18 protein-coding genes are annotated in these 25,949 nt (G+C 56.1%); 13 read left to right on the top strand and 5 right to left on the bottom strand.

Annotation, left to right across the window (positions count from 1 at the left end):
• Positions 1-3: 3 nt before the first annotated feature.
• The 3 genes from JWG43_RS02925 to JWG43_RS02915 all read left to right on the top strand — a co-directional run bounded on the left by JWG43_RS02925 (position 4) and on the right by JWG43_RS02915 (position 3,197).
• Positions 4-705, top strand: a complete 702-nt coding sequence (locus JWG43_RS02925; protein ID WP_240193334.1) for an ABC transporter ATP-binding protein — start codon at positions 4-6, stop codon at positions 703-705.
• The gene (locus tag JWG43_RS02920; protein WP_205241310.1) at positions 695-1,519 is read left to right on the top strand and encodes an ABC transporter permease; all 825 of its coding nucleotides are present in this window, start codon (positions 695-697) and stop codon (positions 1,517-1,519) included. Before JWG43_RS02925 ends, JWG43_RS02920 begins: the two co-directional genes overlap by 11 nt.
• A 481-nt stretch (positions 1,520-2,000) precedes the next feature.
• Entirely contained in the window at positions 2,001-3,197 is a 1,197-nt protein-coding gene (locus JWG43_RS02915; protein WP_205241309.1) for a multidrug effflux MFS transporter, read from the top strand.
• 49 nt (positions 3,198-3,246) lie between these two features.
• On the opposite strand, the gene JWG43_RS02910 is transcribed toward JWG43_RS02915, so the two are convergent.
• On the bottom strand, positions 3,247-4,578 hold the full coding sequence (locus tag JWG43_RS02910) for a putative sensor domain DACNV-containing protein (RefSeq protein ID WP_205241308.1): 1,332 nt from the start codon (positions 4,576-4,578) through the stop codon (positions 3,247-3,249).
• 701 nt (positions 4,579-5,279) lie between these two features.
• Between JWG43_RS02910 and nadA the strand changes: the two genes are divergently transcribed.
• Positions 5,280-6,338 (top strand): quinolinate synthase NadA, encoded by a 1,059-nt coding sequence (gene nadA / locus JWG43_RS02905; RefSeq protein ID WP_205241307.1) that lies wholly within the window; start codon positions 5,280-5,282, stop codon positions 6,336-6,338.
• A gap of 363 nt (positions 6,339-6,701) precedes the next feature.
• Here the strand turns inward: nadA and JWG43_RS20015 are convergent, their stop codons facing one another.
• The 4 genes from JWG43_RS20015 to dinB all read right to left on the bottom strand — a co-directional run bounded on the left by JWG43_RS20015 (position 6,702) and on the right by dinB (position 11,650).
• A complete protein-coding gene (locus JWG43_RS20015) occupies positions 6,702-7,907 on the bottom strand; it encodes an HAD family hydrolase (RefSeq protein WP_205241306.1) in 1,206 nt (401 codons plus the stop codon).
• Between the two features lie 384 nt (positions 7,908-8,291).
• Positions 8,292-10,040 carry a YgiQ family radical SAM protein gene (locus JWG43_RS02895; protein WP_205241305.1) on the bottom strand — a complete coding sequence of 583 codons (1,749 nt, stop codon included), beginning with the start codon at positions 10,038-10,040 and terminating at the stop codon, positions 8,292-8,294.
• A 1-nt stretch (position 10,041) separates the two neighbouring features.
• Positions 10,042-10,482 carry an NAD(P)/FAD-dependent oxidoreductase gene (locus JWG43_RS02890; protein ID WP_240193333.1) on the bottom strand — a complete coding sequence of 147 codons (441 nt, stop codon included), beginning with the start codon at positions 10,480-10,482 and terminating at the stop codon, positions 10,042-10,044.
• 73 nt (positions 10,483-10,555) lie between these two features.
• The gene (gene dinB, locus JWG43_RS02885) at positions 10,556-11,650 is read right to left on the bottom strand and encodes a DNA polymerase IV (RefSeq protein ID WP_205241304.1); all 1,095 of its coding nucleotides are present in this window, start codon (positions 11,648-11,650) and stop codon (positions 10,556-10,558) included.
• A 143-nt stretch (positions 11,651-11,793) separates the two neighbouring features.
• On the opposite strand from dinB, the gene JWG43_RS02880 reads away from it, so the two are divergent.
• The 9 genes from JWG43_RS02880 (at position 11,794) to JWG43_RS02840 (ending at position 25,946) form a co-directional block, all read left to right on the top strand.
• Positions 11,794-12,825, top strand: a complete 1,032-nt coding sequence (locus tag JWG43_RS02880; RefSeq protein ID WP_205241303.1) for an NAD-dependent epimerase/dehydratase family protein — start codon at positions 11,794-11,796, stop codon at positions 12,823-12,825.
• 240 nt (positions 12,826-13,065) lie between these two features.
• Positions 13,066-14,160: a chorismate synthase gene (aroC, locus tag JWG43_RS02875; RefSeq protein ID WP_205241302.1), complete on the top strand. Its 1,095-nt coding sequence runs from the start codon at positions 13,066-13,068 to the stop codon at positions 14,158-14,160.
• A 24-nt stretch (positions 14,161-14,184) separates the two neighbouring features.
• Positions 14,185-15,246: an adenylate/guanylate cyclase domain-containing protein gene (locus JWG43_RS02870; RefSeq protein WP_205241301.1), complete on the top strand. Its 1,062-nt coding sequence runs from the start codon at positions 14,185-14,187 to the stop codon at positions 15,244-15,246.
• A 672-nt stretch (positions 15,247-15,918) separates the two neighbouring features.
• Positions 15,919-17,538: a DUF2868 domain-containing protein gene (locus JWG43_RS02865; protein ID WP_205241300.1), complete on the top strand. Its 1,620-nt coding sequence runs from the start codon at positions 15,919-15,921 to the stop codon at positions 17,536-17,538.
• Positions 17,535-18,986 (top strand): GTPase/DUF3482 domain-containing protein, encoded by a 1,452-nt coding sequence (locus JWG43_RS02860; protein ID WP_205241299.1) that lies wholly within the window; start codon positions 17,535-17,537, stop codon positions 18,984-18,986. The genes JWG43_RS02865 and JWG43_RS02860 overlap by 4 nt, the downstream gene beginning before the upstream one ends.
• A 72-nt stretch (positions 18,987-19,058) precedes the next feature.
• Positions 19,059-21,053, top strand: coding sequence for a radical SAM protein (locus JWG43_RS02855; RefSeq protein WP_205241298.1), 1,995 nt, complete (start codon positions 19,059-19,061; stop codon positions 21,051-21,053).
• Positions 21,054-21,347: 294 nt separating this feature from the next.
• Complete coding sequence (gene grpE / locus JWG43_RS02850) at positions 21,348-21,977, top strand: nucleotide exchange factor GrpE (RefSeq protein ID WP_205241297.1); 630 nt, start codon at positions 21,348-21,350, stop codon at positions 21,975-21,977.
• 131 nt (positions 21,978-22,108) lie between these two features.
• Positions 22,109-23,845, top strand: a complete 1,737-nt coding sequence (locus JWG43_RS02845; RefSeq protein ID WP_205241296.1) for an Hsp70 family protein — start codon at positions 22,109-22,111, stop codon at positions 23,843-23,845.
• A complete protein-coding gene (locus JWG43_RS02840) occupies positions 23,838-25,946 on the top strand; it encodes a hypothetical protein (RefSeq protein WP_205241295.1) in 2,109 nt (702 codons plus the stop codon). Before JWG43_RS02845 ends, JWG43_RS02840 begins: the two co-directional genes overlap by 8 nt.
• The last annotated feature ends 3 nt before the right edge of the window (positions 25,947-25,949 follow it).

Raw genomic sequence — 25,949 nt, 5'->3', positions numbered from 1 at the left:
AGAATGCTCCCCGCGGAAAAGGGGTGGCGGTATCGGTACAGCAGGGCAGGGTGCAGGGAGTCGATCCAGTGGGGTCCCATGCCGGATCTGGAAGTAAGAAATCTCTGTTTTCGCGACCGTGGCCCCTATTCTTTCCACATTGCGGGTGGAGAATGCGTCGGCCTTCGGGGGGCTTCAGGAACGGGAAAAAGTCTTCTCCTCCGGGCCATGGTCGATCTCGACCAGCGAACCGGTACCATGCGCTTGGGCGCAATCCAGGCCGATGAGGTGGCCGCTCCCCTCTGGCGGCGGATGGTTGGCCTGCTGCCGGCGGAGAGTTACTGGTGGCTGGAATCTGTTGGGGAACATTTCGCTGATTTTAGCAAGGTCAAAGAGGATGTTCTGGTAGCCCTGGGTTTTGACCGTTCGGTGGGTAACTGGCATGTCAGCCGTTTGTCAACCGGTGAAAAACAGCGGCTGGCCATCATCCGTCTCCTTGCCAATCAACCCCGATGTCTGCTGCTGGATGAACCCACGGCCAGTCTTGATCAGTGTTCGGTGAGTCAGGTCGAAGAATTGCTGATACGATACTGTCGGGACAACGAGGTGCCGATGCTCTGGGTCAGTCACGATCCCGCGCAGCTGGGCAGAGTCTGTCACCGGCGTTTTCTCATGGAAAACAAGGGATTGCTTGTCGGCGCCGGAGTGTTGCAGAATGGATGTTAAACCGCTTTCTCCCACTGATCTGGCCCTGGCAGCCTCTCTGTTGCTTCTGCTGGGCCTGTTGTCCTGGCGACTGCGTCTGGGGCTGGGACGGCAGATTTTTATTGCCGCGGCTCGAACCACGGTGCAATTGCTGCTCATCGGGCATGTTCTTCGTCTGCTTTTCGCTCACGTTCACCCAGGCCCCCTGCTCCTCCTGGCGATGATCATGTTGCTGGTCGCCGGCCGGGAGGTCATGGTCCGGCAGCAGCGATTCCTCCGTGGCATACACGGTTGGCTGATCGGTACCGGGGCGATGTTTGTCTCTTCCTTCTCGGTGACTCTTCTGGCTTTACTGGTTATTATCGGCAATACACCCTGGTATGAACCCCGCTATTCCATACCTATATTGGGCATGCTGCTTGGCAATACCATGACTGGTGTGGCCCTGGCCATGGACAGAATGACCGAGGCTCTGTGGCAGCAGCGGCAGGTGATCGAACAGCGCCTGATACTGGGTCAGACCGCCACGCAGGCTGTTGCCGAGATACGAAGGCAGGCGATCCGCAGCGGCATGATGCCGATCATTAATGCCATGGCCACCGCCGGATTGGTCAGTCTGCCAGGGATGATGACCGGCCAGATCCTTGGCGGGTCCAACCCCCTTGATGCGGTGCAGTATCAAATCCTGATCATGTTCCTGATCTGTGCCGGTACCGGGTTTGGCACCTTGGTCGCCATCAGGTGGCTGGAGCGGCAGCTGTTTGATCATCGGCATCGCCTGCGTCTGGAAAACCTGACGTCTCGTGAGCGGCCGACATCGGAGGCAGGAAGATGAATTTTTCTCCTCATCCTGTTTTCCGCTGACCTCGGCCGCAATCTGCATATCAAGATGACCTGCCTTGATACCTGCAGGATACTTGAGCCTTTGATTGCGGTAACAACTTTGATGTTTTTTCCTGGGGCAGCGATAACAGGAACACCGTACTGCCTCGTTTGGCCGAGGGGCAAAGCTTTGCCCTGGAGGTGCGGATTTTCTGTCCAGAGTCGGAATCGATTATCTCCCCTTGGCATCAAGCCTGAATCCGTGACGGCTGGACGCTTGATATCTTGCTTTAAGCATATTGAAATTGCAGCGGTATCCTTGACAATACCTTTCACCAGCCGCTCTTCGGGGTATCCATCCGCACACCATCTTCATTGCCCGTACCCGTCCGATAAAAGTCTCCATAAATTGAACGGTCACCGACAATACAGCTGACACACGGACGAACACTCACGGATCCAGGATCAAGAGTTTTTTCAGGGAGAGTAGCCGGATGCGCATTATCGATCAGATCAGCAGCCGCTTCCCACCGTTCATCCTGCTGATGGCGCTGCTGGCAGCCTTCCCGCCCTTGGCCACCGACATGTACCTGCCGGCCCTGCCGTTGCTGCAACGGGAATGGCAGGTGCCCCTGGTGACCATTAATCTGACCCTGGTCATCTTTTTTATGACCTACTGTGTCTTTCTTCTTGTCTACGGCCCGCTCTCCGACCGTTATGGCCGCCGGCCTCCTTTGCTCATCGGCGTCAGTGTGTTTATTTTTGCCTGTCTGGGCTGCGCGTTGGCACAAAATGCCGGGATGATGGTGTGGGGACGTTTTCTTCAGGGAGCAGGTGCCGCCGCCGCCTCGGCCATTGTCCTTGCCATCTGTAAGGACCGGTTCAGCGGGCCGCAGCGGCAACGGATTTTCATTCAGATAGGGGTCATTGTCGCCGCGGCACCGATGATCGCTCCTGTACTGGGCGGATGGATCATTCAACTGTTGTCCTGGCGCTGGATTTTTCTGCTTCAGGCGCTGTTGGCCTTTTGTGCCCTGATCGGGGTCTGGCGGATGGAGGAATCTTTGCGGGAAAGGAGTCCTTCCGGATGCCGAGAGGTGGGGATGAGTTATCTGCGTCTGCTGCGAAACCGGCGGTACATTTCGCTGATGCTGACTTTGTCGCTTACCGGTATCCCTGTTTTTGCCTTTATCGGTGGTTCTGCTGATCTGTATATCACCCGGTTCGGCTATGACGAACGGCAGTTCGGGTATTTTTTCGGATTCAATGCCCTGGCTTTTGTCCTTGCACCCCTTACTTTTTCCAGGCTGGTTCGCCGGTTTGCAACCATGCGACTTCTGCCCTTCGGCTTCATGGGAATGCTGTGTTCTTCATTGTTACTGCTTGTGCCCATACTGCCTTCGCCGTGGGGGTTGACCCTGCCGATGTTTCTGCTCACGTTTTCCTTTTCTTTCTGCCGTCCGGCAGGCAACAATCTGATCCTTGAACAGGTGAACCGGGACAGCGGGGCAGCTTCCTCGCTGATGGTGTTTGTCTTTTTTTCCATCGGTGCGTTGTCCATGTGGTCTTTCTCCCTGGAATGGGGCGGGCGTGACAAGATTATCCTGCTGGGACAGATGGGCGCTGCTTCGGTAACCTGTACCCTGGTACTCTGGCAGGTGATCAAGGGGCGGCTCCGCACCGGGGCCTGAGCGGTGGAGGGAAGGAAGATTTTTACAGCCTGAGGAGAAAAGTTGAAGCTCAGTTGTCACCGATGAGCATCTGTGTGGTCAGGTCCCAGCAGGTGACAATGCCATTGCGCCACTTGGCCAATTGGACATTGCCATCCTGGGAAACAACAATGGCCATCACCTGATGGAGAGCGTTGCAGAGATGGTACACGGAGCGGTGCCTCGAGCCGTACCCTTCGACCTTGGCCAGGGTGACCATTTTTCCCTCGGCATCGTTGGCAATGGCCACTTCGGTCAGCTTATCCAGAGATCCGACAATCATGCCACCGAAGCCAAGGGCCCCGCGACTGCTGGTCACCACAGCTCCGTCGACTGCTGCCAGGCCGGCAACAAACTGGGCCTGTTCGTACAGGGCCTCTTCCAGATCATAGACCGAGGATTCGTGACGAAGATCGACATAATCACGCCAGGTGATGATCCGGTCCGGTTGATGAATATCACCAAGTGTGGTGGCTGCCAGGCGAATGGTGCGGATCATCAAGTACTGTTGCCGTTCAATGGCCTCGTCATTCTGAAAGGTGTACTTGAGGTGAATATGCGGGTTGTCGCCACTGATTTCCGGAGGATCGTCACTACGAAAGATGATAAAGGTGCCACCATGACGGGACATGCGGGTAACGCTGATGACCCGTTTCAATAACTGAAACTGGAGACTTTTGATAAATTCTTCCTCTATTCTGGCCACTGGATAGAGAACCGAGGAGCGGAAGTTCTCGTGTATTCGGAGGAGGATTTCCCGCTCCGGGGCAAAGAGTTTGTTCATCCAGTTTGCTTGAAAGACGTTGGCCTTGGAATCAAGCAGTCGACCATTGCTGAGGGTGGCGATAATCTTGATGCCCTTGCAGATGGTCAACATGCCCGGCCCGGTAACATGGAGGACAAAGGCTTTTGGTAACTGGTTGGTCTTTTTGCTGCCGCCCCGTTCCTCCTGCAGCCAGCGGATACCGGAGTTAATCAGCCCCCAGACCTGGAATCCTTTTTCCGGATGCATTTCGATGCCGATCATTGAACGTTCGAAATCCACTGCCGGGGAGAGGCGTCGCAGTTCGTATTCGTTGAAAGGGCGGGGTGAGGAGAAGAGCAGGCGAAGAAATCCTTCCGGAGGCCCCTGGTCGGGAGGGAAAAGCGCCGGCGAGGCCAGAATGAGTCGCAAGGTCACGGGCCTGTCCTCTTCCCGCATCATGCTGACCTGATAACAGGTGGAGATGAGCTGGACCAGGGATTTTTTACCGGGCAGGGTGCTGTCAGCATCCTGAGGCTGGTCAGTCTTTTCGCTGTCCGGTGGTGGATCAGACCACCTCTTATTGATCAGGTCGACAAGTTCAGTTGGATAAACGTGCATGTATGCATCAGGGGGTGAGAGTTGCTTTTTGTAAAAGATACTATAGCGCAGGTTGACCAGAGATGAAACCAAGATATGTGGAAAGCGACGGTCTTCAGGTTCGAAGCTGAATGATTTCGTCACCTGGGTTACCTGGTCAACATGAACATAGCACCAGGTTCTGGCTATGAGTGTTGGTCAAGTGAATTCCTGGACCCGTGGGCTTTCGTCCGCACGCCCCGAAGGGCGGCTGGTGAAGGTTGTTGTCATGGACATTGCTGCAATTATAACTTGATTAGAGCAAGAAATATCCAAAACAAGTGTGCAGCCGTCACGGATTCAAGGGTGTTCTCTGCCCGAGTACGACAAGGTGGTCCCCGTGTCAGGAAAAAGTATTGTCTTGAAGCCGGATATGCGGTAGTTAAATTGGTTATTCTTTTAGTCCCTGATCAATTCAGGATTATTCTGTTTAGCAGTTGCCCTTGCCCTGGATCCGGGGACGTTCGTCCGCTTTGTTGTCTGTGACCGTTCGATTAAAGGACACTTTATCGGACGGTTGCGGGCGATAAAGATGGCGTGCGGATGGATGCCTGGAAGGGCGGCTGATGAAGGTTGTTGTCAAGGATTCAACTGCCATTATAATAATCAGAGTACAGCAGATATCTGCAAAACATGCGTCCAGCCGTCACGGATTCAGGCTTGTGGCTTACACCGATAGTGCAATGAAAAAAAACCTGCAAGAAAACCTGGCCGATGTCACCATTCCCGATGTCAATGTCCCGCCCCACCCGGTTCACCTGGCCATGTCAACCCGGGAATTGGCTCAGCTTAAGGAACATATCAAAACTATGCTGCGCCGACAGGATGCGGTGTTGGTGGCGCATTACTATACCGATGCCCTGCTTCAGGACCTGGCGGATGAAACCGGTGGCTGTGTTGCCGATTCTCTGGAGATGGCCCGTTTCGGCACCACGCACCCGGCCCGGACCCTGGTGGTCGCCGGGGTTCGGTTCATGGGTGAGACCGCGAAAATCCTCAATAATGAAAAACGGGTCCTCATGCCCGATCTCAATGCCACCTGTTCCCTGGACGAGGGATGCCCCATTGATCTGTTCGCTGCATTTTGCGACCGTCACCCCGACCATACGGTGGTTGTGTATGCCAACACCAGCGCCGAAGTCAAGGCCCGTTCCGACTGGGTAGTCACTTCCGGCATTGCCTTACCGGTCATCAGGCATCTGGCTGCCCGGGGAGAAAAAATTCTCTGGGGACCGGATCGTCACCTGGGCAGGTATGTACAGCAGTTGACTGGGGTTGAAATGATTTTGTGGCCGGGCTCCTGCGTGGTTCATGAGGAGTTCAAGGCCGGGGCATTGGAAGAAATGTGCAGACGGCATCCACGGGCGGCTGTACTCGTCCACCCGGAATCACCCCGGGAGGTGGTGGCACAGGCGGATGTGATTGGGTCCACCACAGCCCTGATCGAGGCGGTCCGCACCCTCCCGCATCCGGAATTCATCATTGCCACCGACGCTGGTATCTTCAATAAAATGCGGCAGGCGGCCCCAGACAAGATCCTGCTGGGGGCACCGACTGCCGGGGAAGGGGCAAGTTGCGAGAGCTGCGCCCGTTGTCCCTGGATGGAAATGAATACCCTGGAGAAGTTGGCCCGTACCCTGGAAAACGGTCACAACGAAGTCGAGGTTTCACCGCAACTGGCAACCAGGGCCCGCATCCCCATTCAGCGGATGCTTGATTTCGCCCGTACTTTGAAGAAATAAGCGGGATGTACACTCACTTAAGTTGCTCTCATGCCGAAATGACCATCCAGCCTCCCTCTCTGCGATAAGGGTCAATTTTCAACCTTCCTTGAATCCGTGACGGTCGGGCGCATGTATTGGATGTATCCTGCGGTGGTCAGGTGATAAATCCGGCAGCATTTGGTCCAAGACGTCTTCACCCGCTGTCCTTCGGGGCATTGGCCCGCACGCAATTTTCACTGCCCGTAACCGTCCGATAAAGTGTATTTTATTCGAAAGATTATGGGCAATAACCCTGAAACATGGACAAACGCTGACGGATCCAGGAATCCAGAAAACGCTTTTCCCGCATGGCAGGTCACCGTGGATATAAAGCGGGGCAAATCAGGCGGGGATGGATTCCCGATGGGGTCGGAAACGACCACTGCGCAGATCCAGTCCCTGCAGTAGTATGCGGGGATCCTGATACAAGGAGCTGATCAGGCCAGGTTGATTGCGGTTGATGAGAATGCGGACCGGAACATCCGGCAGGGTGAGCATCTCATAGTCGGTATCGGCGTCACCGGCGACCAGAATCAGTGGCCTGGCGATGAAGCGACGGATAATTTCCGCCTTGCCTTCACGGAAGGTGACGGGGTAATCGGCAACGTTGTCAGCGGTGAGCAGGCCCTGGTCATCGATGCGGACTCGGATGCCGAAGATACGTTCTTCGGGTACCGGAAAGCCGAGCTGCTGTATTGCCTCCGCGACCAGCCATTCGGTGCTGGCTGAGATGACGTAACTGTCAATACCTGCCTGGGCGAGCATGCGCATCAGGTCGTCCATTTCCCGGTGGGCGTGCAACCCCTGGGAATAGCTGGCTGCGATGTGACCCAGCGGAGCCGGCAGATCCATGGTGAGAGTCTGCTTGGTCAAGGGCTCTGCCGTGGTCGCGGTCAGGACTTCCCTTGCCAGGGCACGCAGATCGGTCAGGCTGTGTCCGGCCAGCATTTTGCCCATAAACGGCAACACATACGAAGGCCCCAGACGTTCATCGCGGCGAGCCTGATCGGCGAACCAGAGCAACAGGGTGGTGAACAGCCGGTATTCGGTTGTCAATCGGGCTTTGTCCTGCTCCCCGGAGCCTATGAACGCCCAGAGGTACTCATAGGCATCGATCAGGGCGGTGGTGATGACCGCCAGAGGTCGCCCTGTCAGGTGGATTTCCCGATCAGGGAGCAGGGCGGCGAAGGCGCCGGGAGGAATCCGGTAGCGCAGATGGAGCATCTGGTAGCGAAACACGGCCTGACCGACATCACGGAAAATACAGGTATTGTCGAAGTCAAACACGGCGACGGCTTCCTGCCGGCCGCTGCCGAGAATATGTTCCTGAATGGTGCCGCGAATCGTGGAGAGATTGCCCGGGTGCCAGTTACGTGGTTCGCTGATGGAATCGGCTGGCTGCCGGTGCATCTCGTTCTGTCGTGGTTTCATGTTGAGTGGTTCGCGCAAAGATTCTTCCGGATCGAGGGAACGAAGGCGCCTGGTGATCGTAACCGACCGGATTTTGTACCCGTATACTGCATCACGCTCCTTCGTGTAAGCGGTCACGGGTAAGCTTGTTTGTGACCGATTATATACGATAAACAGGCAAAGAATGCATGAAGTATCTAAAAAAGTGGGGCGGAACGATGGCAGATTCTCTTTTCTGCCGAGGTTGTGGCAGAAATTCCCGCTCCTTAAGCCGGTTGCGCGGAAAGAAGAGCTGAATCCGTAACGGCTGGATGCTTGCTTTGGGTATATCTTGCTTTAATAGGGTTATAATTGCAGTATCATCCTTGATGATAAACTTCACCAGCCGCCCTTCGGGGCGTCCGTTCCCACGCCATCTTCATTGCCCGTACCGTTCAATAAAGTCTCCTTTCATCGAACGGGTAAAGACAATAAAACTGAAGCACGGACGAACGTTCATGGATCCAGGAGAAGAGGCGATGTTCACCGTCCTTTTCCCTTGGGGCCACCGGCTGAGATGCTGGATGGCCGACCTGATTTTCCAGCAACAGCCGGAGCGAGCACAGCCTTTTGCTGCTCCCTTCCCTGGACTGTTTTTTCCACAAAACAGGGTTGTCCATTACGGGGATCAACCTCTGTCCAGTACATCAGGGTGGACCAGGTGCAGGGCGTGGGAGTAAACAATTGGACCTGGCGGGGCTGGTGATGAAGTTCGCGGCGGCAAAAGGCACGCAGCTCCCGCATGGCCTCCAGGGTGCAGCCTGGATGAGCGGCGATCAGGTAATAGGTCAGAAATTGCTCCAGGCCTTCTTCCTTATTCAACTGGTTGAATAATTTTCGAAACTGAAGCAGGCTGTCCGTGCCCGGCTTGCCCATGACCGTCAGGACCGAGGCAGTGCAGTGTTCCGGGGCGATCTTCATTTGTCCGGAGATATGATGGCGGACGAGTTCACGCAGGTAGGAGCGGCCGTTTTTTCTGTCGGCGAGGATCAGGTCGTAACGGATCCCAGAGGCCACAGCGATTTTTTTGACCTTGGGAAGCGCGCGTAATCGTCTCAGCAGGGTCGTCAGGGGCGCGTGGTTGACCTTGAGTCCCGGGCAGACCTCCGGAAAAAGGCAGCGTTTGTCCCGGCAGGCGCCATGGTGTTCTTTTCTGGCACATTCAAATCCATACATGTTCGCGGTCGGCCCACCGACATCGACAATGGTCCCTTTAAAAGCGGCATGCTGGGTGAGTGTCTCCGCCTCTGCCACGAGCGATGCCACACTGCGCTGCTGAATGGTTCGCCCTTGATGGACTGCAATGGCGCAGAAGGCACATTCGCCGTAACAACCGCGATGGGTGGTCAGGGCAAAACGAATGGTATCGAGTGCGCGAACCTGCCCCAGGAGCCGGTCGCGGGGGTGAAGATCCCGGGTGAACACAAGCCCGTGTACAGTGTCGAGTTCTTCGGTGGACAGAGGCGGCTGGGGCGGATTGTGGACCAGAAAGCGGCTGTCCTGCTGTTGCACCAGTGTTCTGGCGGTGACAGGATCGTTGTTTTCGTAAAAGGTCCGAAACATAGTTATGAAGGCTGCCTTGTCGGCCGCAGTTTGTGTTGCGGCTGGAAGCAGCAGTGCTTCTGCCGGCGGTTCCGATGCCGCATAGCAGAGTCCACGGATTCGGTTGGGAGATTGTCCTGCAGCCAGGGACCGCGCCAGTTCGACCACCGACCGGTCGGCCATGCCGTAGAGCAGATAATCGGCCTTGGCGTCAAAGAGAATTGAGCGCCGCACCCGGTTTTGCCAATAGTCGTAATGGGCGAGACGTCGCAGGCTGGCCTCAAGGCCGCCGAGAACCAGGGGAACAGTCTGCTTGAAGTGTCGGCGGATCAGGTTGGCGTAGGCGATCACGGCCCGATCCGGACGACGGTTGTTGAAGCCGCCTGGAGTATAATCATCACTTTTACGGCGGCGGCCGGACGCAGTGCGGTTGGCGACCATGGAATCAATGGAGCCGCTGGTAATACCCCAGAACAGCCGTGGTTCACCGAGACGGGTAATATCAGCTGGTGTTTGTGGGTTCGGCTGGGCGATGATTCCGACCCGAAAACCTTGATGGAGGAGAATTTTTCCGATCATCGCCACCCCAATGAAGGGTGAGTCGATATAGGCATCGCCGGTGACCAGGATGACGTCGAGCCGCGGCCAGGCCAGGCGGTCCATCTCCTCTCGGGTGGCAGGAAGAAACATATCAGCTGTGTTGTTGGGCTGCGTGGCGGGCGGCGGATTCGAAAACCGTCTGCACGTCTGTGGCTTTGCCTGATGCGGGGAAGTTCCTGCCGCCACGTTCGCTGATCACATCCAGCCCTCGGGTGCGAAAAAACTCGAGCAGATCCGGGGTGGAAAAGTAATGGAAAGCGTGGTGGAAAAAAGGGCCGGTTGTGCCGAAATGCTCAGTAAAATCAGGCAAAGAGAGCACATTGCTCAGGTTGCGGCGCCCTTTGCCGGTGATGCGAAGTTTGCGACCAGGGCAGCGCTTTTTTTCCAGGAGGATAACCTCTGCTCCACGGAAAGCTGCCTGACCGGCAGCACCCCCACCCGCTACCACCAGGGGTGCCTGTGCAGATGACTCAGGCATGCGCACGCCCATATACTCCTTGCCGGAGGAAAGATTGGAGGTACATGGACTCAACAGTACACCAGGCAAAAAGAAAACACATCAAGATCCTTGTTTTCAGGATGTCCTTCTTTCCTTCGAAACATGGTCAGCCGGTTGAGAAGGGCAGTGAGAGTTGGACAGGCCTTTTTCTTCGACCCTCCTGCATTCCCAACAGCTGAGAGACGCTGATCCCCAGCAGGCGGATCCGCCGGTGTCCGGCCTCGGTGGCGGCCAGGAGCCGCGGCAGCCGGGCCAGCATGTCTTCGGCGGTGAAGAATCCTGTGAGCACAGTGCTGGAGCGGGTAATGGTGGTGAAATCGCTGTAGCGGATCTTGAGCGTCAGAGTACGGGCCCCGATCTGTTTTTCCTTCAGGACCGTGGCCACTCGATGGACCTGGTCAACAACAACGGCCAGGATCTGCTCGAAAACAAGCAGATCCTCAGCCAGGGTGGTTTCCGCGCCAATGGATTTGCGCACGCGAACCGGTTCCACCGGGCGGGTATCCAAACCACGAGCGATATGGTAATAAAACGACCCAATCTTGCCGAACAGTTCGATCAGTTGCTGGCGGGAAAAACGGAGAAGGTCACGGCCTGTATGAATCCCCAGACGCCGCATTTTTTTTTCCGTGACCTTGCCCACACCGTAAAAATTGCCAATCGGCAGGGTAGCAATGAAGGCCTGGGCCCGGTCGGGTGGAATGACGGTGAGCCCGTCCGGCTTGTTTTGGCCGGAGGCGATTTTAGCGAGAAACTTGTTGTAGGAAACACCGGCTGAGGCAGTCAATCCGGTAGTGGCGCGGATCGTGTGGCGCAGGCTTTCGGCAATTCGGGTGGCTGAGGGTTCTGCGCGCGGATTAACGGTGACATCAAGAAAGGCTTCATCAACGGAGAGGGGTTCCACCAGATCGGTGTATTCCCGGAAAAGGGTCATGATTCTCCGGGAGATTTCTTGATAGCGCGCCATCCGCGGTCTGACAAAAACCGCCTGCGGGCAGAGACGCCGGGCTCGGCTGCAGGGCATGGCGGAATGGATACCGAAGGTTCGAGCCTCGTAGGAGCAGGCAGCCACCACACCCCGCCCGTCGGGATCGCCGCCAACGATCAGGGGCCGCCGCCGTAGTTCCGGGTGGTCGAGTTGTTCGATCGACGCAAAAAATGCGTCCATGTCGATGTGGATGATTTTCCGGGATTGAGGCATGGGAGCTCAACGCGTTGGCAGGCGTTTGCGTATAGGTGTTGGACATTGACGCCGGCGGCTGGGGCGGCTATTATCCGGCCAGTTGGACTGAGAAAAAGTACTGCGCAGTGTACAATAAAGCAAAGGGTGGGGGAACGGTAAAAATGGATGATGCATATGAACAACGGCAAGAGCAGCTTCTGCGCAATCCCTGCACCTGGCTGGTTACCGGTGTAGCCGGTTTTATCGGCTCCAATCTGCTGGAAACCCTGCTGCAGTTGGGGCAGCGGGTCGTGGGGCTGGATAATTTTTCCACCGGGTATCAGCATAATCTCGATGAAGTCCGGCATCGGGTCGGGATGGAGGCCTGGAAGAAGTTTCACTGTATCAAGGGGGATATCCGTGAGTTGACTGTTTGTCACCAGGCCTGCCAGGGGGTGGACTATGTTCTCCATCAGGCGGCCCTCGGCTCGGTACCTCGCTCCATTGAAGACCCGATCAATACCAATGAAAACAACAGCACCGGTTTTCTCCACATACTCGTGGCTGCGCGAGACGCTCGGGTACACCGGTTTGTTTATGCCGCCTCCAGTTCCACCTACGGCGATCATCCCGGTCTGCCCAAGGTCGAGGAAAAGATCGGTCATCCGCTGTCTCCCTATGCGGTGACTAAACTGGTCAACGAACTGTACGCCGCGGTGTTCGCCCGAACTTATGGATTCAAAAGCGTTGGTCTGCGGTATTTCAATATCTTCGGGCAGCGGCAGGACCCGGAAGGGGCTTATGCCGCGGTGATTCCCAGGTGGTTTGCCGGCCTGCTCAAGGGCGAGCCGGTCTTTATCAATGGCGACGGTGAAACCAGCCGTGATTTCTGTTTTGTCGATAACTGTGTGCAGGCCAACATCCTTGCTGCCACCGCTGGTGATGCTGCTGCCGATCAGGTCTACAATGTGGCCTTTGGCGAGCGGTCCAGCCTCAATGAACTTTTCACCCTGATCCGGGATCGGGTGGCTGAGCGGGTTCCGGCCGCCAGGGAAGTGCAGCCGGTCTATCGTGATTTTCGCGCCGGCGATGTCCGTCACTCCCTGGCCGATATCGGCAAAGCCGAGCAGCTCCTCGGGTATAAGCCCCGGTATTCGCTGCGATCCGGACTCGACCAGGCCGCTGCCTGGTATATGCACCGGTTCAGCTCGTGACGTCTGCTGGCTGTGCGTGACTGAACCCTGGGTGTAAGAAGTCTCGGACGCTTCGGGGTTGTTGAGCGGTGGTTGGCCGCTGCAGCCCTTTGGGCGGGCCGCCGCGACCGGGTCACGATGGAGTGCCTGTGATCGTTGATGACGGGGCCAGCCAGGGAAGGCGCCTGTCACGAAGTGCAAGGAAACATTTACATAGCCTGGAATAGCCTGGAAACCGGGAATGCATTGAGGAGGGCGGTCATGTCCAGTACGCTTGGGACCCTGTATCGGGTGACGACATTTGGAGAATCACATTGCAAGGGCGTCGGGGCCATTGTCGACGGGTGCCCACCGGGACTTGAACTCACCGAGGCCGATATCCAGCCTCAATTGTCACGGCGGCGGCCGGGACAAAGTGAACTGACCACCCCCAGGCAGGAATCGGATCAGGTGATCATTTATTCCGGGACCGAGTTCGGCCGTACACTGGGCACACCGATCATGCTGCTGGTCAACAATAAAGATCAACGGCCCCAGGATTACGGGGAAATGAGCCGGGTGCCGCGGCCCTCCCACGCCGATTACACCTACCAGATGAAATACGGTATCCGGGCCTCGAGCGGTGGCGGACGGTCCAGCGCCCGCGAGACCATCGGCCGTGTGGCTGCCGGGGCCATCGCGGAAAAATGGTTGCGGCAGACCTATGGGACTGAAATCGTGGCCTGGGTGAGCGCCGTCGGCGACGTTGAGGCCCCGGAGATTGACGTCGGCAAAGTCAGCAGGACCGCGGTGGATGCCACAGCGGTTCGCTGCCCGGATGCAGACACCGCTGTCCGGATGCAGACCTTGATCCGTGAAGTTCAGGCCGCCAAGGATTCCACCGGCGGTATACTCACCTGTGTCTGCCGCGGAGTTCCCATCGGCCTGGGCGAGCCTGTTTTCGATAAAATCGAGGCCAGGCTGGCCCAGGCTATGCTGTCCCTGCCCGCCAGTAAGGGTTTTGATATCGGGTCCGGTTTTGCCGGTACCCGCATGCTCGGCAGTCAGCACAATGACCCTTTTGTCGGCAAAGGGGATGTGCTCGGTACCCGGACAAATTTCAGCGGTGGTGTCCAGGGTGGCATCAGCAATGGGGAAGCCATAGTTTTCCGGGTAGCCTTCAAGCCGGTGGCCACCATCGGCCTGGAACAGAAAACCGCTGACGTCGATGGCATGGAGGTGACCCTGGCAGCCAAGGGGCGACATGATCCCTGCGTGGCGCCGCGGGCGGTGCCCATAGTCGAATCCATGGCTGCATTGGTGCTCATGGATTTGACCCTGTGTCAGCGGGTTCACCGCGACATCAGGCCGGTTTGAGTGGTTGGCGCTGGCCTTTCCCGTATGCAGCGCAGCTCGGGCACCATCCTGTTGGTTGAAGATTCGGCCATCAATCGAAAAATCCTGCATACTCTGCTTGCAAAGCAGGGGTATGAGGTTTGTGTCGCCCACCACGGTAAGGAGGCCTTATCGTTGCTGGCCCATGAACGTCCGGATCTGATCCTGCTTGATATCCTCATGCCGGAAATGGACGGTCTGGAACTGTGCCGTCTGTTGAAGCAGAATGGGGCAACCCGGGATATCCCGGTGATATTCATCTCCTCTCTGGACCATACCGACGATATACTCAAGGGCTTTGCAGTCGGGGGGGTTGATTATATCACCAAGCCGTTTCAGCCCGGGGAGGTACTGGCGCGGGTGCATACCCACCTCCAGCTTTGTCGTTTGCAACGGCAACTCGAGGAGAAAAACCGCCTGCTGGAGGCGGAAAAACAGAAGTCCGAGGCTCTCCTTCTCAATGTCCTGCCGGTTCGGGTGGCCCGGGCGCTGATGGAAACAGGGTATTGCGCTCCGCAACTCTACGATGCGGTTACCGTCTGTTTCGTTGATATCGTTCAGTTCACGACGACAGCGGCGACCCTGTCCCCGGAAACGCTTATCAATGAACTGAATGAAGTGTTCACTGCTTTTGACCGGATTGTTGAGATCAATAGCTGCGAGCGTATGAAAACCATCGGTGATGCTTATCTTTTTGTTTCCGGCATTTCCGAGGCCAATCGATATCATGCCCGCTCAGTGGCCACCGCCGCTCTGGAAATGGTCGCCTGTCTGCGTGAGCGTAACCAGAACGTGTCCCAGTCCTGGCAGGTTCGGGTCGGTATGCACTCCGGGTCGGTGGTGGGCGGCATTGTCGGTACCCGCAAGTATCTTTTTGACATTTTTGGCGATACCGTCAATATTGCCGCCCGGATGGAAGCGCTCTCCCAACCGATGCGTATTCATGTCTCGGCGGAGGTGCACCGACTGTTGCATGCCGAATTTGTTTTTTCCTCTCCGATGCAGATGACAATGAAAGGCAAGGGGGTGCAATCGACCTGGTTTCTCGAAGGTTGGCGCAAGGATTGAGCATATTCTCAGAAAACCTGGATCCGTGAGCGTTATCCAAAACAAGTATCCAGCTGTCAAGGATTCAGGTGAAAAGGTATCCGGCCAGCCAGTACAAAAGCATGCCGACGATGATCGTGCCGCCCAGGCCGGTAGGCTGGCTTGCTGGGCAAGAACACCCTGGGCAAAACCAATGGGGAAATACCCCAGGCAGATCGGCCAGGCTGCTTCCGCCCCCGACGGAATACACCGTCAAGGGGTTGGATTGCTCATTTGTGCTGGTTTGCCTTGTCCTGATTCATTTTTTTCGCTATGTACCGTTGCTGAATCCGTGACGGCAGGAATCTTGTTTGGAGTTTATTTTATTGTAACTAGGTTATAAATGCGGCGATTTTCTTGTACCATGCCGTCACCTACCGTCCTTCGTGGCGTCCGTTGGCACGCCATTTTCATTGCTCGTAACCTTTTGATAAAGGGTACTTTAATCGCATGGCCACGAACCATAAAGCTGACGCGCGGACGAATGCTCATGGATCCGGGCCGGTGTTTTCAAAGGTCGATCCGGCCATATCCTCCGGGTCTTTTTCCGGCTCAACATGACGGACCGTTTGCCCTTATATAGAACAGAATGATTTTCCTCTGCAATCTCTCTTCTCACTGTCCTGTCTGGATTTGTTTTACGGAGTCGATTCCGTGAAAAAGACTTGGAATATTAAAGATATTATGGATTTGCATTTTTTTATGCAGATCGATGAAGACCAGCGGCGACGGGAGGGAGAGGATACGCTTGTCAAGCGAGATCGCCGCATCTATCTTGCCAAGATCAAACCTCGACTGGATACGACCGATGATATGCCCGCCCACCAGTTGGCGCGGCATTGGCTGGCTGTCCGGCGTCTGCAATACGCCCGGGAAAAAAGTCAGGCTGGCGAACCGTTGCCAGGGAGCGTGTGGGGTGAATTCGCCGTTGTCTGTCAATGGCTGATTTTCTTCGTCGGTCTGTTGGTCGGCGGCGGTCTGGCCGGCTCGCTGCTGTTTTATTCCGGCACTGCGCCGGTCAATGTTTCCGCGTTTATCGGTTTGTTTGTTCTTCTTCAGTTGCTGGTGCTGGGACTGCAGGGCCTGTTTTTCCTGCTGAGAAAGGTGCGGCGCACGAGCCTGGAATCCTCAGCCGTGTATTCTTTGCTCGGCCGCTTGCTCATCCAGGGCGTGGACTGGTTGCGGCACCGGCTGCAACGGAAAATGAGTGGTCGTCAGCGGCTTGAACTCGCCAGTTTTTTTGCCGCAGGTGGCCAGCGTCGAGAGTATACGGCCCTGCTGGTTTGGCCGGCCTTCATTTTTGCCCAATTGGGAGGCATCGGGTTCAATCTGGGTGTCCTTGTCGCCACCCTCAGTCGGGTGGTGTTTTCCGATATCGCCTTTGGCTGGCAGTCGAGCCTGCAGCTTTCCGCCGAGGCCGTGGTCCGCCTGGTCCAGGTCATTGCCCTGCCCTGGTCCTGGTTGTTGCCGGCAGCCTCTCCCGGTCTGGAGCAGATTCGCGGCAGTCAGATGGTTTTGAAGGAAGGGATGTATCATTTGGCGACCGGTGACCTGGTTTCCTGGTGGCCGTTTCTCTGTTGCGCCGTGGTTGCCTACGGCCTCATGCCTCGGGTGGCGCTTCTGGGGCTGGGTGTCGCAAAGAGCCGCCGCGCCCTGGAACGGGTACCATTGACCGCCACCTGGTTACGGCGGCTGGCGCGGCGGATGCTGACACCGCTGGTCGATGCCGGCGGGCTGGAAACCGGTCGTCAGACTCCCGCCATTGTCAGTGCCCCTGATCGGACCATGGATCAGGGCACATGGAATGCTGCCGCTTCCTGGTCTGATCCGGGCGAGGGGACAGAGGAAGGTCGCCGTTGGTTTATTCTTATACCCGATGAATTGTATGCGGACTGTCCTCCGGCGACCCTCGCCGCGTTGCTCCAACGCCATACCGGAACTCCGGCTATCCGTTCGCTGCGCTATGGGGTCCCGGGTGTTGCCGATGAAACCAGTCTGATTCCCCTGGCCGAGTCCGCCGGCAAGGCCCAACTCGAGGGAATTTTGTTTCTGCAGGAGGCCTGGCAACCACCTCTGCGGGAAACCGTCACCCTGTTTCGTCATCTGCGGCGGATCGGCGGTGATGATGTTCCGATCCTTATTCTGCTGATCGGCAAGCCGTCGGCCCGGAACATTTTCACCCCGGTGAACGCTGAACACCTGGACATCTGGAAGAAAAAAATGCACATGGACGGCGATCCCAATCTGGATATTCTCCCCCTGGTGCAGGCATGAGATCCGACAATATCCCCGAATTCGCTATTATCGGTCATCCCAACGAGGGTAAGTCCTCTGTGCTCTCCACCCTGGCGGAAGACGATTCTGTACGGGTCAGCGCTATTCCCGGAGAGACCGTTGTCTGCCAGACCTTTCCGGTCCGTATTGACGGTCGCGAGATTCTCCGCTTCATCGATACCCCCGGCTTTCAGAATCCTCGTCAGACTCTGGAGTGGCTGCAGAATTTTTCAGGTTCAGAAGAAGAAATGCTGCCCGCTTTCATCGCCGCTCATCGTCACCACCCCGCCTTTCATGATGATTGTGAACTGCTTGGTCCGGTAGCGGCCGGGGCCGGTGTGATCTTCGTGGTCGACGGTTCACGGCCGTTGCGGCATGTGGATCGGGCGGAAATGGAGATTCTCCGGCTTACCGGTGCTCCCCGCATGGCGGTGATCAACTGTAAGGAGGAAGATTGCGGGTATCTTGACCAATGGCAAAGCACCTTCCGTAAGCATTTCAACGCGGTGCGGATCTTTAATTCCTGTCAGGCCAACTATCGGCAGCGGATCGAACTGCTGGAAAGCCTCAAAGCCATTGATCAGCAATGGGAACCGGCGCTGAGGACCGTGGTTACCGCTTTCCGGACTGACTGGGAGGCAAGAATCACCAGGACGGCTGCCATTCTGGCGGATATGTTGAAAGACATCCTCGCCTATCGACGGACGGTGGCGTGCAGCAAGGCGGAAGAAAGGCAACTGCGAGAACAGCTGCATCGGGAGTATCTGGCCTACGTGACCACCGAGGAGCGTCGGGGGCATGAAGCGATCCGTCGGCTGTTCAAGCACAATATTTTTAATCTCGAACTACCGCCGCAATCGATCCTGGCGGAGGACCTTTTCAGCAGGAGGACCTGGGAGTTTCTCGGCCTGACCAATCGACAGATCATTGCTGCCGGGGCTGTGGGCGGAGCAGCCCTGGGTTTGGGCATCGATGCCGCCACTATCGGGTCGTCCTTCGGGATTTTCTCGGCGGTGGGCGGATTGATTGGAGCCGGGGCCACCGCCTTCAAGGGCAAAGAGTTGCTCACCGGCGTTCGTCTTCTCGGGATGAAGATGGGCGGAGAACTGTTGCAGGTCGGGCCGGTGAGTAATGTGCAACTCCTGTATATCCTTCTGGATCGGGGATTGCTGTTTTATGCCCATGTCATCAACTGGGCTCATGGCCGCCGTGATTATGAACGAGTTGATGTCCTGGTACCGGCGGTCAGCGGTAAAAGCGGATATACCTCCGGTTGGGACCGTGAGCAGAGAAAGATCTGCGATCTGTATTTTCACGCTCTCCGCAAGGGAACGCCCGTTGAGATCGAAGCCGCTTCCGAGAGGGTGCAGAGCCTGCTGTGTGATCAGCTCTGGGCCATTTGTGAGGATCGGATGCCCGTCGGAGACAAGGCAGCCTGCCGGTTCTGAATCCCGTTCGCCCCCTCCCGTACCGAGCCACCATCGGTCCGACAACTATTTCGGTCTCTGCTCCATCTGTCCATGGAACCACGTCTGCTGATCATAAATTGCGCCAGCCCCTTCTTTTTTTATATCCCCATGGGCAGCTTCGGTCTCTGCGATTTTTTAGAGCAGAGGGGAATCGCTGCCCGGATTTTCAGCCCCTCGCTCTATCGGGAAAATCAGGCAGGCAACCGGTTGCGTCAGGTTTTAGACACCTTCCGGCCCACCCATGTCGGTTTTGTGCTCCACTGGCAGGAAACCGCTCATGGCCTGCTGGCAGCTCTGGCTGATGTCAAGGCCTGGAGCCCCGAGGTGATCACCTTGTGTGGCGGGTTCACGGCCTCGTATTTTGCCGAGGACCTGCTGCGGACTGTGGAAGATCTGGATTATGTTGTGGTCGGCGATCCCGAGGAGCCGGTCCGACAGCTCCTTGAAAAGGTCAACCCGGCCGAGATCGCCAATCTGATCCGTCGGGAGGGTGACGTAATCGTACCCAGCACAACCAGCTGGCTGGCCGACGGACCGCTGCTCACCTCCCTTTCCTTTGCCGGTCTCGAGTACCTGATCGATGCCGACCGCTATGTCGAGAAAATCGAGACCAAACTGGGATTTCCAGTCTTTCTCGGCAGGGGATGCGTGTTTGATTGCCGCTACTGCGGCGGCAGTCGGCATGCCTTCAAACGCCATTCCCAGCGCTTTCACCCGGTCACCCGGACGGTGGCCGCCGTTCTTGCCGATCTTCATCATCTCAAGAACTGGACTGCTGTTCTCTATATCTGTTACGAAAACAATCCGGCCTGGATTAAAACCCTGTTCCGGGCAATTGCTGCCGACCCGGAATTGCGCGGGCATTTCACCCTGCATTATGGCGCCTGGCACTTGCCTGGTCAGGAATTTTTGGATCTGTACCAGCGGGCGTTTACCTGCAGCCAGGTGACACCAGTTTTCGAGTTTTCTCCGGAGGTCTGTGATGACGCCGATCGGGTGTGGATCAAAGGGAATGCGACCTATAGTTTGGCGGAACTGGAAGAAAACATCGCCTTCATTGGCCAAACTCTTGGCCGCCAGGCGCGGATCGAAGTTTTTTTCAGTCGCTATCATCCTGGGACAACCATCCAATCGCTGCAACGGGAAATAGGTCAGATTGTCCTGCTCAAGCATCGTCTGTTTCTTTGCCAGAACCCGCCGGTGCGGGTGTGTTTCGATCACCTTTCCACGGATGTCGGCAGCCGGTACTGGGAAAGCCACATCGACGGTCACCAGCGTTTTGCCACCCTGCTGCGCCGCAAAGAGCAGATCGATGAGGGGACCAGGTACCTCTTTCCGGTGGACAATCTCTGCCTGTATATCCCGGAACAGCTTCCTGCTCCTTTCCTGTTGCGGATGGAGGCGTTGTTTGCGGTACTGGAGCATCTGGAACAGCACTGCCACGAATTGTTTCACCTGCTCTGCGCCGGGGTGGGCGAGCAGTGGGTGTGGGACCTGACAGATGTGCTTGAACCGATGGTGGAGAAAGCTCCAGGAGCGTTTTTTTCCTCCTTGCCCGTGGATGCAGTGCTGGCCGTTCTTGAACAGCGATGGGGGCCTGGTGGCCCTGTCCGCGCCGCTCTGCCGTTTTTTATCGATCTGCTTCGCTTCACCCGCAACAAAATCAACAGCCATGCAAGGGGCATGGCAGGTGAAGAGCACCAGCTTGATTCCGATGCCTGCCAAATGGTCCTGAACAAGGCGCAGGTCTCTATCCATGAGCAGGATTACCTCGATCCGTTACCGCTCATCCATCGGTTCCAGCAGCATCAGCATGACAAGCCTTTTCCTTATGAGCGGACCGTCTGCCTGTTTCTGCCCACGGGGATCCTTGCCATGTCCCATGCCAGCTATCGAAACACGCTCAGATATTTTGAGCGTCCGTCCACCCTGGCGGCCTATCGCAATCGCTTGATGGCTTCAGGGCAGGCGATTGACTGGGAGGAACATGTGCAATTGATCCACCGCCTGGTTTCCCAGGGATTGCTGTTGCCTGTGAACAGGTGATTCGATGCTCTGGTTCCGATAATGGTTTTGTACCTGATTGATTTAACCCCCTTCTGCAGGGCAGACTGATCGTTCGATTCTCAGCGCGCTCTTGAAACCGTTTGCGGAAATTTTTGCCGGATACCGTAAACAGGGTGCGATCTTGCGGAACATGAGGTAGTTTTGAGGGTTATTTGAAGAATTGAAAATTGGCATAAGGGCAGGTACTCCTCCTTAAGTCGATTAAACTCCGGAGCCGTCAACATTTCTCGAGTACGAGCCGGATCCGGTCCATTTCAGCCTGCAAAAAGGTCCATGTCGTTTTTATTCTGGCATCGTATCACCGGGTTTTTTTCCGGAAAAAGTGATTCCCGGGCAGGGTCGGCAGAGGATCGCCAACCGACTCTGGCGGAAATACAGATCTCCTTGACCGAGGAGTTTCGTGTTTTGAGAAAAACTCTGCGCAAACAGACGCTTCTGCTCGAAGAAACACGGTCCAAATTGCCTGAACCAGTCCCGACAGCATCCAGGGAAAGTGCTGGTGCGGGGTTGATGCGGCTTGCTTCGACTTTTTTTCATCTTGAACAGTCCTTGCTGGTGCAAACTATCGACTCGGCCCCGCGACGGCAGGCCGTTGCCCTGTTCTGGCTTCAGATTGAACAACTTCTGGACACGGAGGATATTTGCATCATTCGCGAACTGGAAGTAGATTTTGATCCCCGGTTGCATCGGGCGGTGCTGGTACGTGATCCAGATGCCCCAAACTCCGTGGTGGTTGAAGTGCTGGAACCTGGTTTCATCGAACATGGCCAGGTTCGTACACCTGCCAAGGTTATCTTGGGAAAAAAAGAGGACCAGTTTAAGAACTCGACCGCCGAAAGAGCACCTGTCGCCAATCACAAGAATTGTTGTGCCCGTGTGGTTGACCGTGTTCCTGTATTGTAAGCATTCGCAGGTACCTCAAGTTTGTTCAGGAATAATTGTCCACCGTAGGCTCTCCAACTCGGCAGTGGCGATCATGCAAAGAGAGGTATCTGTGATCGTTGCCACCAAAAAACAATTATTGAGAAAAAAATATGAAGGAAATCTATTGCGGCATCGATCTCGGTACCACCAACTCAGTCATCTCCCGACTGCAGGGAGGGGTTCCTGTCCCCATAACCATCGAGGAAGGCCAGGCCATTGTCCCCTCTGTGGTCAGTTTCGACCCCGAGAACGATCAGATTTTTGTCGGTGCACAGGCACTTAACCGATATGTCGCTTTTCCTGCTCATACCGTTAAATCAGTCAAGCGGCTTATGGGCAAGGAGACTTCCATAGAAGTGGGCGGAATTACCTATCTCCCCGAGGACATTTCCGCCATCCTTCTCAAACATCTCACCTCCGAGGCTTCGAAGGTCCTCGGGCAGACCGTGCGCAAGGTGGTCATCACTGTCCCCGCCTATTTTGATGATGCCCAACGCCGGGCGACCATCCGCGCGGGCGAACTGGCCGGCCTCGAGGTTCTCCGTATCATCAACGAGCCAACAGCGGCGGCATTCGTTTATGAAAGCCCGGAAGCGACCGCGGAAGGACGCGAAGAATGCATCCTGGTCTATGACCTGGGCGGGGGGACCTTTGATGTGTCCATTGTTCAGCTCAAGGGTGATATCAAGGAAGTCCTGGCCTCTTGCGGCGATTCCGCTCTGGGGGGAGACGACTTTGACGAACGGCTCAAAAACCATTTTCTCCACCAGATCAAGCAACAGTGCGGGACTGACCTGAGTCATGATTTTTCCCTGCAGGTCCGGCTCAGGGATATTGCCGAACGAACCAAGATCGAACTTTCCTCCCAACCGTACGCGGTGGTCAACGAGGTTGCAGTGGCGGTTGTCAACAACGAGCCGGTCAACCTGAGCCTGGAGGTGGCCCGGACCGATTTCGAAGAGATGACCGATGATCTGGTTGAAAAAACCCGACGTAAAGTCATGGAGGCCATGGAGGAAGCGAAAGTCATTTTCGAGGACATCGATCGGATCGTCCTGGTGGGCGGTTCGACCCGCATGCCGGCGGTACAGGATATGCTTGCCCAACTCTTTGACCAGCCCATGGAGCATTCCGTGGATCCGGATCTGTGTGTTGCCCTGGGAGCGGCGGTCCAGGCCGGAATCATTGCCGGTGAGCCCCTGAGGCATATTCTCATCGACGTTGCCGCCCACTCGCTGGGCACGCGAACCATCGACGAAATTGACCCCGAGACCGGGGAGCCGGATTATTTTTCCACCATCATCCGCCGGAACACGCGTATTCCCGTGACTCGCTCGGAAGTGTATTACACCTCGATGCCACAGCAGAGCAAGGTGGAAGTAGAAGTCTACCAGGGAGAGAGTCCCTCCTGCAGGGAGAATACCCTGGTGGATTCGTTTATGTTCGACTTGCGACCGGCACCGGTGCATACTCCGATTACCGTTGAATTTTCCTATGATTTGCAGGGGATTATCCAGGTCACCGTCAACCAGAAGGGTTATGAAAATATCAAAACCGTGGCGGTTGATCTGAAAAACCCCAAGCACAAGGAGGCCGGGACTGGCGGAGAGGAACAGGATGAAATGACGCTGAGCGATAAGCCGGTCAACTATATCTCACAAAAGGCCCGGCAGCTCCTTGAGGACAGTCGTCTCACCCCCGAGTACCAGAAGGAGCTTAAGAATCTGGTCAGCCGATACGAGATGGTCGTTGTCGCTGGCGAAGACGAGGATCTGGTGGATGATCTGGAAGATCGTCTAGTGGAATTGATGGATACCATTGAGGAGCAATGGGAGAACCTTGAGTAAGGCAAAACAGCGACGAGCGAAAAAAGAGCAGGACAAACTCTGGCGAGCCGGCCGTTTCATGGAATGGTTGGTGGCGGTGCAGGCTCAACCTGTCACGCCCGAACTGAAGCGGAAGATTGATCAGGCCTGGCTGGAAGTACAGCGGCGCACCCTGCGAACCCGGCAGTCCTTCCATGAATTCCGGACCAGTGTGGACCAAATACAGCTGCTGCCCGATACACCGGAGCTGCATTTTCTCCAGGCACTCAAAGGGTTTGTGGAAGGAGATAATGATGCCGGCGAAACGATTAAGACCCTGACCGGGTTAAGTGGTACCTATAAGGTTGCTCAGCGAAGCCTTAGCTCAGTCTTGCTGCCCCCTCGAAGCTGGCAGGGGATAGAGGCCATGCTCCAGCGAATAGCAAGGGATCCCGCCAATATCACTCGGAAACACTACCACGAACTCGCTGGCCATCTTGCCGAAGCGTCAATGAGCAGGGTATTTCTCCACTTGGGCGAGAACATGGCGGAATTCAGAAAACTCAATCACAAGGCCAACCTGCGAAAACCCTTATCCCGGTCATTGCTTGACAACCTTGAAGGGGCCAATCAAGAGGCCCTGATGACCATGTCGTATTTCCCCCGGGAGCTGGGTCGACTGGTGCTGTTGCCCTTTGTCTGCCAGGTCGTGCTCCATCTGCGACAGTGCAGCTATGCTCCAACACCTCATCAGGTGAGGGAACTGATAGGCGCGGTCAGAGGGGTCTTTTTCGAAGGATGTGGCGATCTGCTCACTCCGGAACTGCGGGGCCAGCTTATAAACAAAGGCGACAGAGGTGGCTCCGGGTTCGATCAGAAGCAAATGGAGGCGGATTTTTCCGCAGCCTCTTTCGAGGGGAAGCTGGTTGTGCTCCGCGACCTGCGCAAGGCTTGGCATGATACGCCATCCTGGGGTGAAAGCGACGACCCCCTTGCGCCTGACTTTTTTTTCGACCAGGATGAGGATGACGATGGGGTGGAAAGCCTGCTGCTCCGCTGTCACAGGCAGGTGCTCAAGGAAATTGGCCGCCGTTTGCCGGCCCTTTCCCCCCGCGAGGGGCGGGCTCTTGTTGCCGTCATCGATCCGATAGTCGCTGAAGATGTGAGCAGGATCTTCAGGAAAAGAAGAGTCTCCCAAGCCATCATTGATGTTTTGTCGCAGGCCGCTGAAAGCGAATGTATGGGCATCCGGCTTGCCATGCTCGCCTTCTTTGCCGCACAGGAGAGGCGGAATAAACGGTTGACCTCGGCCGCGATCAAGGCGTTGCGGGAAGGGCCTGCACCCGGGCTTGATGATATCCATTGGTGTCTGCGGATGCATAAAAGACCGGCCGCGCAATCACCGGCATTCCTCCAGGTCCTTTTCGAGCGGATAGAAGGGAACGATGCCTTGACCCGCCTGGTGGGGGAGAGTATCTACAAGGAAGTTATGTCCGGGGTTCTTTTTTTCAGTTTTCTACCCTTCCCCGAAAAAAAACCGGGGCGAACGCGGGATTCGTATACGGACATGATGCGCTTCCCTCCCGATCTGATCAGAGAGTTGTTGCAACTTGCGGCTCAGGTCGGTGAACCGCTGCGCGCGCTGGAACGATTCCTCACGGTTTTTCCCCAAGGGCGAGTCAACGAAGAGCTGCTGCGGCAATGGTTTACGGAGATCTGGGATCCTGAAGAAGGATGTACCCTGTTTATTGCCGCCGTTGATGAACTTCTTGAGTGTGATGAGGAAGCAGACGAACTGATCGATTACATTTTTGATTTAAGCCCGGCTGGGGCTTTGGCTGCTCTTTCGCATGAATTGCATTATTCCCGGGCGATTCTTGCCTTTCTCAAAGAGCGTGTTGTTGATTTCCGCACCCTTCCCCAGAAGTCTATCGAGACGATCGTCAACGAGATCTATCCACTGATGGAGAACCTCCCCGACTATGCTTCTTTGCTGATCAAGACCATGAACGTGCTTTCCAATCGAATTGCGGCCGGCGAGACACAATACACAGGGTTGCGTGATGAACTTGACTGGCAACTGCGCCTCATTGTCGGCCCTCGCGGTAGCCGTCGAAAGCAATCCCGCGGGCGGAAAAAGTAAAAG

Source organism: Desulfobulbus alkaliphilus, assembly GCF_016918545.1.
GTDB lineage: Bacteria > Desulfobacterota > Desulfobulbia > Desulfobulbales > Desulfobulbaceae > Desulfobulbus > Desulfobulbus alkaliphilus.
The sequence above is the reverse complement of the archived record's forward strand: the minus strand, read 5'-3'. Positions and strand labels throughout refer to the sequence as shown.

Bases quoted from the DNA above. Each gene is read 5' to 3' on its own strand.
- JWG43_RS02925 (WP_240193334.1), top strand. From the start codon at position 4: ATGCTCCCCGCGGAAAAGGGGTGGCGGTATCGGTACAGCAGGGCAGGG.
- JWG43_RS02920 (WP_205241310.1), top strand. From the start codon at position 695: ATGGATGTTAAACCGCTTTCTCCCACTGATCTGGCCCTGGCAGCCTCT.
- JWG43_RS02915 (WP_205241309.1), top strand. From the start codon at position 2,001: ATGCGCATTATCGATCAGATCAGCAGCCGCTTCCCACCGTTCATCCTG.
- JWG43_RS02910 (WP_205241308.1), bottom strand. From the start codon at position 4,578: ATGCACGTTTATCCAACTGAACTTGTCGACCTGATCAATAAGAGGTGG.
- nadA (WP_205241307.1), top strand. From the start codon at position 5,280: ATGAAAAAAAACCTGCAAGAAAACCTGGCCGATGTCACCATTCCCGAT.
- JWG43_RS02895 (WP_205241305.1), bottom strand. From the start codon at position 10,040: ATGTTTCTTCCTGCCACCCGAGAGGAGATGGACCGCCTGGCCTGGCCG.
- dinB (WP_205241304.1), bottom strand. From the start codon at position 11,650: ATGCCTCAATCCCGGAAAATCATCCACATCGACATGGACGCATTTTTT.
- JWG43_RS02880 (WP_205241303.1), top strand. From the start codon at position 11,794: ATGGATGATGCATATGAACAACGGCAAGAGCAGCTTCTGCGCAATCCC.
- aroC (WP_205241302.1), top strand. From the start codon at position 13,066: ATGTCCAGTACGCTTGGGACCCTGTATCGGGTGACGACATTTGGAGAA.
- JWG43_RS02870 (WP_205241301.1), top strand. From the start codon at position 14,185: ATGCAGCGCAGCTCGGGCACCATCCTGTTGGTTGAAGATTCGGCCATC.
- JWG43_RS02860 (WP_205241299.1), top strand. From the start codon at position 17,535: ATGAGATCCGACAATATCCCCGAATTCGCTATTATCGGTCATCCCAAC.
- JWG43_RS02855 (WP_205241298.1), top strand. From the start codon at position 19,059: ATGGAACCACGTCTGCTGATCATAAATTGCGCCAGCCCCTTCTTTTTT.
- grpE (WP_205241297.1), top strand. From the start codon at position 21,348: ATGTCGTTTTTATTCTGGCATCGTATCACCGGGTTTTTTTCCGGAAAA.
- JWG43_RS02845 (WP_205241296.1), top strand. From the start codon at position 22,109: ATGAAGGAAATCTATTGCGGCATCGATCTCGGTACCACCAACTCAGTC.